Genomic DNA, 12,937 nt, shown 5'->3' with positions numbered 1-12,937 from the left:
ATCTTCGATAGGTGCGGCCCTTTTCCCCCAGTCACATTCGGGGCATCCGCCGAGGTTCGTAAGAGTGCTCGAAATGCACGTCAACGGCTCCTTGCATCCGTCGCCGTGCGTCCCCATCCGCAGCCGATCGGCGCGCGTTGCTGTACCGGTTTGCTGTACATCTCCCCCACGCTCGGGCGTGTCGGGAGGTTGCAGCCGTGGCTACCCGCGCCGCCTCGGTCGGCCCACGGCGTCATCCCCCACCTTTCGAAGGTCACCCCTTCCAGCGGGGCCCGGGTCCGCTTAAGGCTCTCCTACAGCCAGCCGACTTCCTCCGGTCCTTCTCCAGTAGATCTTTTGGGCTGCGCTCCCGGCATCGCTCAGGGTGAGGGCCGCCGATAATCCTGCGAGTTGATCTTGGCGGCGTGGGGTAGCGGTTGGTCAGCGATGAGTGCGCAGGTCAATGAGGCTCACCATCAACCGACGCCGTTGATTGCCGTCGGCCTGATGGTGATTTGTTTGGTCGGCAGTTCATCCCGTCGCCTCGCCCCTGACTGCGTTCCTTCCCTCACGCCGGGGAGCTGGCCGACGAGCGCACCGTCCAGCTGCCGGGCTGGACGGTCCGTTGCCACCGAGTACACGAGCCATGTTCGTCACCACCACGCTCTGGCCCACCGGGAGAGCGGCGCCGACTTAGAGATCGTTTCACTATGAGTTCGGCGTGCCTGCTTCGTCGGTCGGGTAGGCGTGCCGAGGCTGTGGTGGGTGATCGAGGAGCTTGTCCCTGACGGGCTGTGGGAGCGAGTCGTGCCCCTGCTTCCACCGCCGAAGCCTCGCCGACACCGCTATCCGGGCCGTCGGCCGATCGATGACCGGGCCGCGTTGGCCGGGATCGTGTTCGTGCTCAAGACCGGGATCACCTGGAACCAGCTGCCCACCAGCCTGGTCGGCTGCTCGGGAGTGACCTGCTGGCGCCGGCTCCGCGACTGGACCGAGGCCAGCGTGTGGCCGGCGCTGCACGAGCTCCTGCTGGCCGAGCTGCGCGCCGCCGGCGCGTTGGACCTGGAGGTCTGCGCGGTCGACGGCTCCCACCTGCGAGCGCTCAAAGGGGGGATCACGTCGGCCCCTCGCCGGTCGACCGCGGTCGCCCCGGCTCCAAGCACCACCTGATCTGCGACGCCGCCGGCATCCCGCTCGCGGTCACCCTCACCGGCGGCAACCGCAACGACATCACCCAGCTCATTCCGCTGCTGGACGCGGTCCCGCCGATCCGCGGCCGGCGCGGACGGCCCCGCCGCCGACCGCGGGAGCTGTTCGCCGACCGCGGCTACGACCACGACAAGTACCGGCGGATCCTGCGCGCCCGAGGAATCACTCCACGGATCGCCCGCCGCGGCATTGCCCACGGCTCCGGGCTGGGCAAGAAGCGCTGGGTCGTCGAGCGCGGCTTCGCCTGGCTGCACGCCTTCAAGCGCCTCCGGACCCGCTATGAGCACCGCGCCGACATCCACCTCGGACTGATGCAACTGGCCTGCGCCCTGATCTGCTACCGCCAGCTCTCCGGCGTTCTGAAATGAGTTCTTACTCCCCGGGATGACCAGGCCGCTCTCGCATGCGATCACGACCAGTCAGGCGCGGTTGCGAGCCTCCAGCTTGGTCAGCAGTCGGGAGACGTAAGTGCGTGCCGTGGCCGGCGGGACGAACAGCTTCCGGGCGACCTCCTATTTGGACAGCCCCCGAACCACGAGGGCGAGAACCACCCTCGCTCGCTCGGCGAGCGCCTGCAGCGGCGTGTCGTCCACCGAGCCCTGCAGCCGGTCGGCAAGTGACGCAGCACCGTCCGGGTGACCGAGGGGGACAGCAGCGACTCGACGGCATATGACTGGCGCAATCCGTCCCCGAGTCGGCATTCCCCTACGCGAACCCGCACACCGCACACCGATCCGGCTCGCTGTCCCAGCGGGGACCCCACCTGCTACCAGGTGCAGCCCCGGGGCCCAACTGTCTCGACCGGCGGTCGTGAGGAGCGATTGAGGTCGCGAGCCGAGACAGACCGGTCAATGAGCAGCGGCGGGCAGGTGTCACCCGGACCTCGACCGGTGACTACACGCGAGTCCCGCAGCGGCCGGAACCGACAGATCCCGAATGACCCGAAGCCGGTAAGGCACAGGTCAGGAACGACCGCTGCGGGGCCCACCCCACATCCTGGGTGTCGGTCGCAAATCGTCGAGATCGTTGCAACGGCGCCGAACGCCACCGCTCAGACCAGGCGCCCTAGCGAGGCGCTCCAGGCCGCAGCAACCGGGTGAGGTCCCGGAGGTCGCCGACGTCCTCCAGGTTGAGAACGGCCTCGATCACCGCATCAACCTCGTGATCCGCGAGTACGCCCTTCGCGTTGGTCCGGAACTTCGCCACGAGTTCGTCGGTCGACATGGTGGTCGACGGGTCGGCTGAAGGGGTTCCCTTGGGGAAGGTCCGCTCCTCCACGAATGTCGTTCCACGAGCGTCGATCTCGACTCTTACCGGCCTCGTGGTGGGGTACTGCGTGAGATAGCCGCTGTACTGGGGATGACTGTCGGTGACGACTTTGCCCATGAGCTCGATGACCGAGGGGTCGAACACCACTGCGGGATCCTGCCAAGCCTTGCTGGGTGGGATCCGATGCGCCGCGAGTGCCAGGCCATGGGACATGCTGTTCTGGGCATCGATGACGTGCTCGATCTTGGTGTTCAGCCAGACGGGCTGTCGGTGCCAGCTCTCGCCCCACGCTCGGATCTGGACGATCTCCTCAGGCTTCAGATCGTGTTGCTCGGTGAGTGAGGTGACCGTGTCCATCAGGCCGTGAAGAACGCGGCAATGCGGGTAGGGCTTGTACGTCTGGAGCTTGGGGAAAAGCCACTCGCCGCCGAGATCGCGTGTGATGGCCTGGTGGTCCCAGCGGGACGTGCCGATGAAGCGGGGGAACCCGAACTCAGTGTCGTCCAGCATCTGGAGGTCGCCCCGATGACCGAACCGAGCCATGTAGGCGGCGGTCAGGGCGGTCTGTGTGAACACGCCGGCGACCATGTACTTGATGGTGGTGATGGGCGTGTGCATGCTCCAGGCACCCTGCGAGTGAACAGGCGCGATGCTGCCGGCGATCCCGATCGCACTCGCGGTGGACGGGGTCGAGAGGTGCATCAGCTTCGTACTGGTCGCCGTGGCCCCGAAGACGATGCAGCTGTACCCGACGACGGGGTGCTGGACGATCACCCCGTTCTCGACGTCACGGAGACCGTCCATGGCGAGCGCGATCCGACACGAGATCTCATGTCCGACCGCGATCGCGGTGAGGACTTCGTTGCCGCTTGCGCCGGCCAGCTCTCCGGACGCGAGGGCAACCGGGATGACCACGGGTGCCACATGACCCGGAGCGAGGATAGGGTCGAAATCGAGCGCGCTGATGAGCTCCGCGTTGGCGAAGGCCGCCCCGAACACGGAGCTGGGAATACCGCCGCCGATGACCGTCGCTCCCTCTCCGGCCCCCCCGCTGAGATCGGCCAGATTCCGTCCCACGACGCCCTTGAGCTGGTCCTGCCCGGCGAGTCCGCAGCCGATCGAGTCGAGCAGGACCCGCTTGGCCTCCGCCGCCACGTGCGGCGGCAGGTCCGAGAAGGCGGTGTCACAGGTGAAGTCGGCGAAGGCTTCGACGATCGTCTGCCTCGCCTCTGTGTCTCGTGCAGAGGTCACTGTGAGAGCTCCCAGAGTCGCTGGCCGATGAATGGCGTGATGCCGGGGGGCTGGGCGGTCATGCCGGCATCGACGGGAAGGGCGACACCGGTGACGTACTTGGCGGCGTCAGAGGCCAGGTAGAGCATCGCCTCGGAGACCGCATCGGCCTCGATCCAGGGCACCGGCAGGAGGTTCAGGGTCTGGGCCGGCCACTTCATGTCTTCGATGGTCTTGTCGGGATCGGTTCCGCAGAACGCCTTGATGTGGGCGTCGTTGAGGAACAGCGGGGTCGCGACCGCGGTCGGGCACACCGCGTTGACGCGGATCCATTTCGGCCCGAGCTCGGCGGCCAGCGTCCTCACCAGGCCGATCACGCCGTGCTTGGCGGCGGCGTACGCGGTGTTGCCGAAGAGGGGGACGAGGCCGGCCGCGGACGCGGTCACGATGATCGATCCACCGTTCTCCAACATGTGCGGAACGGTGGCCCTGACGGTCTTGAACACGGCCGACAGGTTGGTGTCGATGATGAGGTCCCAAATCTCGTCTGCGTCCTCGCTGTGGACGTCGTGCCGGGTCGAGATGCCGTGGTTGATGATCACGGTGTCCAGCCGACCGAGCTGTGCCACGGCCTCGTTTACCACCTCGCGCATCCTGCTCACGTCTCGCGCGTCAGCCTCGTAGCTCAGGCAGGTGCGGCCGGACTTCTCGACCAGGGCGACGGTCTCGGCGAGGTCCTCCCGCGTCGACATGTCGTAGTCCACAAACGGAAGCTGCTCGCAGACATCGGTCACGATGATGTCGGCACCCTCCTCCGCCATCCGCACGGCGTGCGAACGGCCCTGGCCCCGCGCTCCCCCCGTGATCAGGACGACCTTGCCGGACATCTTTCCCATGACGATCCCTCTCTCTGTGTGCGCCGATCGGGAGGGTCCCTAGCATTGAGGGCCGCGATTCGGTCGGATTTTGGTCCAGTGACTTCGCCCGTAGAGCTGCCAGCCACGAGCAGACGCAAGAATGGAACTTCGTGGATGGCTTTCTACACTCCGACGCTCGGGCGGACGGCGGTGCGTGGACCCGTCCTCCCCTGATCGAGGCCTTCGCCCCACGATCCGGCGAAGGACTCGAGTCAGGGGAAAGGCCTACAGTCGGTAGACGCTGCGTGCAGTGCCCGCGAACATGGACGCCTTCTCTTCCGCCGAGTAATCGGCAGCGATGATCTTGAACGAGTTCCACAATGTGCGGTAGGAACCGGAGAGCTTGTCTGGGGAGAAGTTGCTCTCGAACATGCAGCGGTCGGGCCCGAAAGACTGGATGGCATGGTCGAAGTACTTCCCGGTCGCGTCGACCAACTGCCGCGAGGACGGACGACGCTCACCCTTGTGCCAGTTGAAGCCGGCAATGAACATGTTCATGCCACCGAGCTTGAGGTAGACGTTGGGCTCCCGTGCAATGGTCGCTATGTCCTCCTTCCACTGCGGAAAGAGCTCGTCCCTGCGCCCGGTCCAGGGACGGATGCCGACCAACCCGCCGAGGTGGTTCAGCACGAACGTGACCTCAGGCAGCGCCCGGACCGTCGCGATCACATCGGCGAGCTGCACCTGGAAGACGTACACGTCGTACGTCATTCCTCGGGCCGCGAGGCGCCGAAGTCCTTCCCGGTACTCCGGCTGCAGCAGGAGGTGGGGATCGCCCGCGACGTTCGCGCGATCGAGCGTGACGGTCATGTCCCGGATGCCGCGGAGACGGTGCGGCGCCGCGGCCTGGTGCGCGTCCAGGACGGCCTCGACAGCGGGACCGAGACCCACGTCGGCATGGGCGACGATCGCGGCGGCTACGCGTGTCGTCATCCCGCGCCGCGCCGCCTCCTCCCCGACGGCGTTGGCGAACTCCGTTTCGCCGACGGAGCGGAGTTCTGGCGGGCCGTCCGAACGGTGGCGGGCTTCCGCCTCGACGAACACCGTGGCCTCGATGTTGTGCCCGCTGGACACGTCTGCGGCCAGGTCGTCGAGGAGGTACTCCTCACGCATCATCGGGACGCTCTCGTCCCAAAGGTGGTGGTGCGCGTCCACGATCGGGAGGTCGGGCTCGAGCACCTCCTCGACGAGATCCGGCTTGGCCGGGCCCCGGGACACCCCGCAGGCTCGACCGGCGGTCACTGTGAGAGCTCCCAGAGTCGCTGGCCGATGAATGGCGTGATGCCGGGGGGCTGGGCGGTCATGCCGGCATCGACGGGAAGGGCGACACCGGTGACGTACTTGGCGGCGTCAGAGGCCAGGTAGAGCATCGCCTCGGAGACCGCATCGGCCTCGATCCAGGGCACCGGCAGGAGGTTCAGGGTCTGGGCCGGCCACTTCATGTCTTCGATGGTCTTGTCGGGATCGGTTCCGCAGAACGCCTTGATGTGGGCGTCGTTGAGGAACAGCGGGGTCGCGACCGCGGTCGGGCACACCGCGTTGACGCGGATCCATTTCGGCCCGAGCTCGGCGGCCAGCGTCCTCACCAGGCCGATCACGCCGTGCTTGGCGGCGGCGTACGCGGTGTTGCCGAAGAGGGGGACGAGGCCGGCCGCGGACGCGGTCACGATGATCGATCCACCGTTCTCCAACATGTGCGGAACGGTGGCCCTGACGGTCTTGAACACGGCCGACAGGTTGGTGTCGATGATGAGGTCCCAAATCTCGTCTGCGTCCTCGCTGTGGACGTCGTGCCGGGTCGAGATGCCGTGGTTGATGATCACGGTGTCCAGCCGACCGAGCTGTGCCACGGCCTCGTTTACCACCTCGCGCATCCTGCTCACGTCTCGCGCGTCAGCCTCGTAGCTCAGGCAGGTGCGGCCGGACTTCTCGACCAGGGCGACGGTCTCGGCGAGGTCCTCCCGCGTCGACATGTCGTAGTCCACAAACGGAAGCTGCTCGCAGACATCGGTCACGATGATGTCGGCACCCTCCTCCGCCATCCGCACGGCGTGCGAACGGCCCTGGCCCCGCGCTCCCCCCGTGATCAGGACGACCTTGCCGGACATCTTTCCCATGACGATCCCTCTCTCTGTGTGCGCCGATCGGACGGTCGCCCGATGGCTGGTCGATCTCAGGTGCAGGGAAGCTGCCGTTCGTTTGAGAGATCCCAGACCACCGCCTTCGTTTTGGGTGTGGTCGAGCATTGCCTCGAAGTCGTCAGCTCCGCCGTATCCGCTCTGCTTCCTGGGCGCCGGGTAACGAGGCGGCGCGTGTGTCGGTCGGCGCCTCAGTCGAAGAGGACGACGCCGCGGATGTTGCGGCCTGCGTGCATGTCCCGATACCCCTGCGCGACGTCGTCCAGCGCATAGCTGTGGGTGACCATCTCGTCGAGCTTGAGCTTGCCCTCCTTGTAGAGGCGGAGCTGCCGCGGGATGTCACTGGTGGGGTTCGTCTCGCCGAACAGGGACCCCACGAGTCGCTTCTCGGACATCACGAAGTCGAACAGCGGGATCTGCGCTCCGACATCGCTCGAGGGAGCGACTGCGGTGAGAACGCACGTGCCGGCCTTGCGAATAGCGGCGACCCCTTGTCCGACGTGCTCAGGCTTGAGGACGCCGACTGTGAGGATGGCCGAGTCCGCCCCCTGTCCGTGCGTGAACTGCCGGGCGAGCTCGGTGGCCTCTTCCATCGACGCGACGGCATGAGTTGCGCCGAAGGCGGTCGCCTTCTCCCGCTTGAAGGCAACGGGGTCCACAGCGATGATCTGTGACGCCCCGGCGTGCGCAGCGCCCTGCAGGGCGCTCGCGCCGATGCCGCCGATGCCCATGACGATCACCGTGTCACCTGGCTGGACCCTCGCGGAGTTGACCGCCGACCCCCAGCCGGTGCCGACTGCGCAGCCGGCGAGGCAGGCCTTGTCCAGGGGGATGTCGTCGTCGATCTTGATGATCGACTCCACGGGGGCGGTCGTGGTCTCCGTGAACGTCGAGATGCCACACATCTGTCCGACCGGAACGCCGTCCGCGGTGTGCAGCCGGTAGCTGCCATCGGTCCATCGCACCCCGGCGAGCATGTTGGCGCTGAGATCGCAGAGCGTCTGCATGCCCGACGCGCAGTAGCGGCAGCGTCCGCACGACGGCATCGCCGAGAAGACGACGTGGTCACCCTCCTTGATGCCCCTGTCGTTGGCGAACGCCTTCGTGACGATGCCGGCACCTTCGTGACCAGTCGCGAACGGGTACGTCCCGACAGGCAGATCGCCCGTGGCGATGTGATCGTCCGAGTGGCACATCCCCGATGCCGCCAGCTTGACCTGCACCTCGCCCGGCCGCGGATCGTCCAGTTCGAGATCCACGACCTCGAACTCACCTGGCGCCTGCCGGAGGATGGCTCCACGGGTCAGCATCAAGGGGTCTCCCATTCCTCAGGTGATCGGGTTCACACATCATATATAGGATGTTCTCTCACTTGCAACGGCTGACCGCCTGGGGGCCAGCCGAGGCGGCCTGTGGCGAGAGGACGTGAGCCGATCCCCCTCGGGCCAGGACGCGTTGTCCATCACGACCCGCAACCTGGAAGGCAGGGTGATAGCCGCCGTTTTGCGGTGCGCCATGTGGCCGCTGACCTCGCGGCCGTACGTACCGGCCCCGCGGGCCACCTCCGGCAGTGGACACTCCGGCCGACGTGACGACGCCGATGAAGGCGGCCGCCGGCTGGGATCTGGTGCTCCTTTCGATCCCGAACCAATGACCGCCACCGCCGGGAGCACCGGGCCGTTCCGCGCCGGCGACATCGTCAACAACGCCCCCGACGCCCGACTGGCACTCAATCTCGGACGCGTCCACCAACGCGTTCAGCCAGTCGGCGGGACGGCGCGCGCATGGCGGACACACGGCCCGGTACGCGACGGGCGGCACCGTGGTCCCCGAGATCATGATTGAGGCCGTCCCACCCGTAGCGGACAGCCTCCGCTGTCGACCCGCGCGTCCCGGGTGGTCGCGCGACGGGAGCGGCCGAGACGAGAACGTCCTTGGCTGGAGCATGGTGGCGCCGAGCCGCTGATCCGTCGGTCAGGACCCGGCCCCGCCACCCCTAGCTGTACAAGCAGATCCACCGCACCCAACCGAGCGCCTCCCTCGGCTGGGTGCGGGTGCGGGTGCTGATGCGGGCGGAGCACCGCGCCGAAGCGTGCCCAGTCTTGTGTCAAATATATGATGTGCCTAGACTGTGAGCTGTGTCGCACGGCGGGCCGCTCTAGAGGGCCATCGCGCGTAACCCTTTTGAAGCCCCGAGGCTAGGAGACGCCTTCATGATCAGCAGAAAGCTCGCAGCAGCTGGCGCCGCAGTGGCCGCCACATCGCTGCTCCTCGCCGGATGCGGGAGCAGCTCGGACGCCTCGAGCCCGGGGGCCGCGGCCAGTAGTGACTCGAAACTGCAGGAGACCGCTCGAGCGAAGGTCGCAGAGTTCGAGGCAGGCCCCGAGACCTACCCCGGTCCGACCGAGGCGTTCGACCCGGGCACCGGCAGGGCAGAGGTGATTGGCTGCGGCTTCGCTGCGCCCGTCTGCGCCGAGCAGTCCGGATACGCCGTCGACGCGCTCCAGGCAATGGGATGGCAGACCGGGCCTCCGGTCGATGGCGAGTTCTCCCCGCAGGTCTGGAGCAGCTTCGTCGACCGGGCCGTGCAGGACGATCTCGACGGCATCATCATCGTGTCGATCGACGTGGGGACCATCAAGGCGTCCGTCGACCGCGCGCTCGCCGCCGAGCTCCCCATCGTGTGCGTCATGTGCACGCCGACTGAGGGGTACGCCGACGAGGTTTTGTACGTCACCACCGACTGGGCGAATCAGGGCGAGATCGCGGCGTGGCAGGTCATGGCCGACGCCGGCGATCAGGCGAGCGTCGTGACCTTCTTCGACCGAGCCTTCCAGTCATCTGTCCTCCGCGCTCAGGGCCTGGAGCAGACGCTGAAGGAGCACTGTCCCGGCTGCACGTATGAGGCGGTCGACTTCCCGTCGTCATCGAACGGGAAACCGGGCCCGCCCGAGTACACGGCGTTCCTCGCCTCGCACCCGGAGGGCACCGTCACGCACGCCATTGGGCACTTCGACGGCATGGCCCTGGCACTGAGCAGGACCAACGTCCAGTCCGGGCGTGACGACATCCTCGTCAGTGGGTACGACGGGAGCCCAGAGTTCGTCGCCGCTCTGGTCTCGCAGAACCCGCCGGTCCACTCCACTGTCGCCGAGGCCTACACCTACGCCTCATGGAGCGGAGCCGACCTCCTCGGCCGCGTCGCGGCGGGCGTCCCGGTGTGGGAGGGATACGACAACCTGCCCAACACTCTGATCACCGAGAGCAACGCTGAGTCGTTCCTCGGCGGCAACCCCTCTCCGTCGACCTTCCCTGCGCCCGAGGGCGACTGGCAGTCCGAGTTCCGGAAGTTGTGGGGCAAGTCCTGATCCGCGGGTGAGGGTGTGCGCCGGTCCACCGGCGCACACCCTCACCCCGCCTCTCCGAACGCGTGACGTGAAGGAACAAAGATGAGCGACGCCAGCTCCCACGACCTCGAGATCCGCCAGCTGAGGAAGTCCTTCGGGCCGAATCAGGTGCTCAAGAGCATCAACCTGACCATCCGTGGAGGTGAGTTCGTCGGCCTGATGGGCCCGAACGGGGCAGGCAAGTCCACGCTCATCAAGGTCCTCGCTGGCGTCTACGAGGCGACGGCGGGTGAGCTCCAGCTTGGTGGCCGAGTCGTGCGATCCCTGGCCGACAGTCCGCACGTCGGGTTCATCCACCAGGACCTCGGGCTGGTTGACGGGTTGACGATTGCCCAAAACCTGAGCCTCGGCACGCCGCCGAAGCGGCTGTTCGGCCCGATCCTCAACAAGCGTGCCGAGCGAGAGGAGGCCGAGCGAGCACTCAGCCGGGTGGGGCTCGACTTGCCCGTCGACACACTCCTCGCGGACCTGACCGCGGGCGAGAAGACCCTGGTGGCCGTCGCACGAGTGATGGACCGCGGCGCGCGCATCCTGGTGATCGACGAGACCACCTCGACGCTCCCCCCCGCGGACGCCAACCGGGTGATCAGGTCGCTGGCGGCCGCGGCCGAGGGCGGCGCGACGGTGATCATGGTGACGCACAAGCTGGCTGAGATCCTCCACGCGACCAAGCGCGTGGTGGTTCTCATCGACGGCGAGCTCGTGCGCGACGCCCCGACGGAGGGTCTCGACCGTGCCGCACTAGTGCGGATGCTCATGCAGCACGAGATGGACGTCCTCGACATCGACCGCGGGACGTCCGACAAGGGCGCGCCCGAGGGAGTCATCGAGCTGCGTGACATACGGGTCGGCAAGGTCGGCCCGGTCAACCTGAGGCTCGACGCGGGCGAGGTCATCGGCATCAGCGGCCTGCCAGGCTCAGGTCTGCACGACGTCGCCTTCGTCGTGAACGGCACCCTCCGGCCCGACAGTGGAGAAGTCGTGCTGCTGCGCCCTGGTCTCAGGCGGGCCCTGGTGCCCCCTCACCGGGAGAGCCAGGGCGGCTTCGGCGAGCTGAGCGTGCGGGAGAACGCGTCGGTGTCGGCGCTGTCGCGCTGGCGGCGGCTCGGCCTCCTCATCGACCCGCGCCGCGAGAGGCGCGACTGCGTCGAGGTGGCCGCTGAGCTGTCCGTCCGACCGCCCTCGGTCGACACGCCGTTCGAGGTCCTGTCAGGCGGCAACAAGCAGAAGGTCATATTCGGCCGGGCGCTGCTGCGCCGGCCGGACGTCTACGTCTTGTGCGAGCCGACCCGGGGCGTCGACGTCGGGACGCGCTCGGAGATCTACCGGTTGATCCGCGGGCTCGCCAGGGACGGCGCCGCCGTCCTCGTGGCGAGCTCGGACGCCGAGGACCTCTTCACCGTGTGCGACCGGGTGTCGCTCGTCGTCGACGGGCGTCTGCAACCACTTCGGCACATCTCTGAACTGAGCGCATCTGAACTGGAGCTGATGGTCTGATGGCGAACCCTGCTACCGGCACGACACCCCAGGCCACCGAGTCCCCCGAGGGCACCGAGGCCCGTACCTCAGCGGCGGCCCTGCAGGCCCGGCTCGTCCGCAGGAAGCTCGTAGAGAATTCGATCACCGTTATCGTCTTCCTCGGCCTCTTCGCAGTCTTCGGGCTCTGGCTCGGCGACCGGTTCCTCAACGCCGATGCACGGCTGCTGGACGTGCACCAGAGCGTGCCGATCCTGCTGCTGGGGCTCGCCGTGCTCGTCACCCTTGTGCCCGGGATGTTCGACCTATCGGTCGCCGGCGTCGCAACGCTGTCGTGCTTCCTCGTCGTCGGCCTCACGGTCCGGGAAGGATGGCCCTTCCCGATAGTCCTGCTGATCGTGCTGGGGGTCGGAGTGCTGACCGGGCTGATCAACGGCTTCCTGGTCGAGCGACTCCGGGTCAACTCCTTCATCGCGACCCTGGGCACGGGGGGTGTCTGTGCCGGCATCTCGGCTGTGTACTCCGGAGGGACGTTCGTCGGACCGCAGCCGGCCGGGCCTCAGCTCCCGAGCTGGTTCGGGTCCTTCGCCGCTTTCAGTCAGAAGGCGCCCAGCTGGATGATCGCGCTGGGTGTTCTGGTCGCCGGCGTCACGATGTTTTTCGGCCTCGACCGTGTGCGCCCCGTGTCGTGGGGCCGAAACCGGTGGCTGACGACGAAGGCCGTCCTGCTGGTCGTCATCGCGGCCGTGCTGGTGTTCGTGTTCGGGCTCGCGGACTGGATCTCGGCGGTGTCGTGGCTGATCTTTTTCCTCCTGCTCACGGCGCTCGTCATCTGGGTCCTGCTGCAGCACACGACCTTCGGGCGCCACCTCCAGGCCATCGGCTCCAACCGCTCGGCGGCACTTCTGGCCGGCGTGAAGGTGCAGCGCCAGGTCATGAAGAGCTTCGTGCTCGGCGGGACCCTCGCGTCGGTCTCGGGCATCGCCCTCGCAGCCAGTCAGGGCACTGCCGCGCCCGACAGCGCCGCAAGCTTCCTGCTTCCCGCGTTCGCTGCGGCATTTCTCTCGACGGTCGTGCTCTCCGACGGCAGGTTCACCGTTCCGGGGACGATCATCGGTGGGGTCTTCGTAGTCTGGGTCGGGCTGGCGCTCATCTTGGGTGGACTGCACCCGACGTGGGTCGCCGTCGTCAACGGTGTCGTGCTCGTCGGGGCGGTCGCGCTCTCGACCGCGATGAGGTCGCACCGATAGCGATCCTCCTGAGGACTCTCTGAGACAGCAACTGCGACTGCGCGCGACGAGGGTCGCCTCCG

Annotated in this window: 9 protein-coding genes and 1 pseudogene; 4 read left to right on the top strand and 6 right to left on the bottom strand. The window is 67.3% G+C overall.

Annotated features, from left to right (window positions below; translation table 11 throughout):
* The first annotated feature begins 744 nt into the window (after window positions 1–744).
* Window positions 745–1,556, top strand: a protein-coding gene (locus MY520_RS10850) for an IS5 family transposase (RefSeq protein ID WP_436692099.1) whose coding sequence is annotated in 2 segments (ribosomal slippage) — window positions 745–1,093 and window positions 1,093–1,556 — 813 coding nt in all. Because the reading frame shifts where the segments join, the coding sequence is not laid out codon by codon here.
* Window positions 1,557–1,607: 51 nt separating this feature from the next.
* On the opposite strand, the pseudogene MY520_RS10845 reads toward MY520_RS10850, so the two are convergent.
* The 6 genes and pseudogenes from MY520_RS10845 to MY520_RS10820 all read right to left on the bottom strand — a co-directional run.
* Window positions 1,608–1,688: pseudogene (locus MY520_RS10845) on the bottom strand (hypothetical protein); the annotation flags it as partial.
* Between the two features lie 565 nt (window positions 1,689–2,253).
* Entirely contained in the window at window positions 2,254–3,708 is a 1,455-nt protein-coding gene (locus tag MY520_RS10840) for an MmgE/PrpD family protein (protein WP_436692098.1), read from the bottom strand.
* The gene (locus MY520_RS10835; RefSeq protein ID WP_436692096.1) at window positions 3,705–4,574 is read right to left on the bottom strand and encodes a mycofactocin-coupled SDR family oxidoreductase; all 870 of its coding nucleotides are present in this window, start codon (window positions 4,572–4,574) and stop codon (window positions 3,705–3,707) included. Before MY520_RS10835 ends, MY520_RS10840 begins: the two co-directional genes overlap by 4 nt.
* Window positions 4,575–4,829: 255 nt before the next feature.
* Entirely contained in the window at window positions 4,830–5,846 is a 1,017-nt protein-coding gene (locus MY520_RS10830; protein WP_436692097.1) for an amidohydrolase family protein, read from the bottom strand.
* Window positions 5,843–6,712 carry a mycofactocin-coupled SDR family oxidoreductase gene (locus MY520_RS10825; RefSeq protein ID WP_436692096.1) on the bottom strand — a complete coding sequence of 290 codons (870 nt, stop codon included), beginning with the start codon at window positions 6,710–6,712 and terminating at the stop codon, window positions 5,843–5,845. The genes MY520_RS10830 and MY520_RS10825 overlap by 4 nt, the downstream gene beginning before the upstream one ends.
* 221 nt (window positions 6,713–6,933) lie before the next feature.
* A complete protein-coding gene (locus MY520_RS10820; protein ID WP_436692095.1) occupies window positions 6,934–8,052 on the bottom strand; it encodes an NDMA-dependent alcohol dehydrogenase in 1,119 nt (372 codons plus the stop codon).
* Between the two features lie 903 nt (window positions 8,053–8,955).
* Here MY520_RS10820 and MY520_RS10815 point away from each other — a divergent pair.
* From MY520_RS10815 to MY520_RS10805, 3 genes are all read left to right on the top strand, one after another.
* Window positions 8,956–10,110: a sugar ABC transporter substrate-binding protein gene (locus MY520_RS10815; protein WP_436692094.1), complete on the top strand. Its 1,155-nt coding sequence runs from the start codon at window positions 8,956–8,958 to the stop codon at window positions 10,108–10,110.
* Window positions 10,111–10,191: 81 nt separating this feature from the next.
* Window positions 10,192–11,646, top strand: coding sequence for an ATP-binding cassette domain-containing protein (locus MY520_RS10810; protein ID WP_436692093.1), 1,455 nt, complete (start codon window positions 10,192–10,194; stop codon window positions 11,644–11,646).
* A complete protein-coding gene (locus tag MY520_RS10805) occupies window positions 11,646–12,875 on the top strand; it encodes an ABC transporter permease (RefSeq protein ID WP_436692092.1) in 1,230 nt (409 codons plus the stop codon). The genes MY520_RS10810 and MY520_RS10805 overlap by 1 nt, the downstream gene beginning before the upstream one ends.
* The last annotated feature ends 62 nt before the right edge of the window (window positions 12,876–12,937 follow it).

The organism is Geodermatophilus sp. CPCC 205506, assembly GCF_051383635.1.
Lineage (GTDB): Bacteria > Actinomycetota > Actinomycetes > Mycobacteriales > Geodermatophilaceae > Geodermatophilus.
The sequence above is the reverse complement of the archived record's forward strand: the minus strand, read 5'-3'. Positions and strand labels throughout refer to the sequence as shown.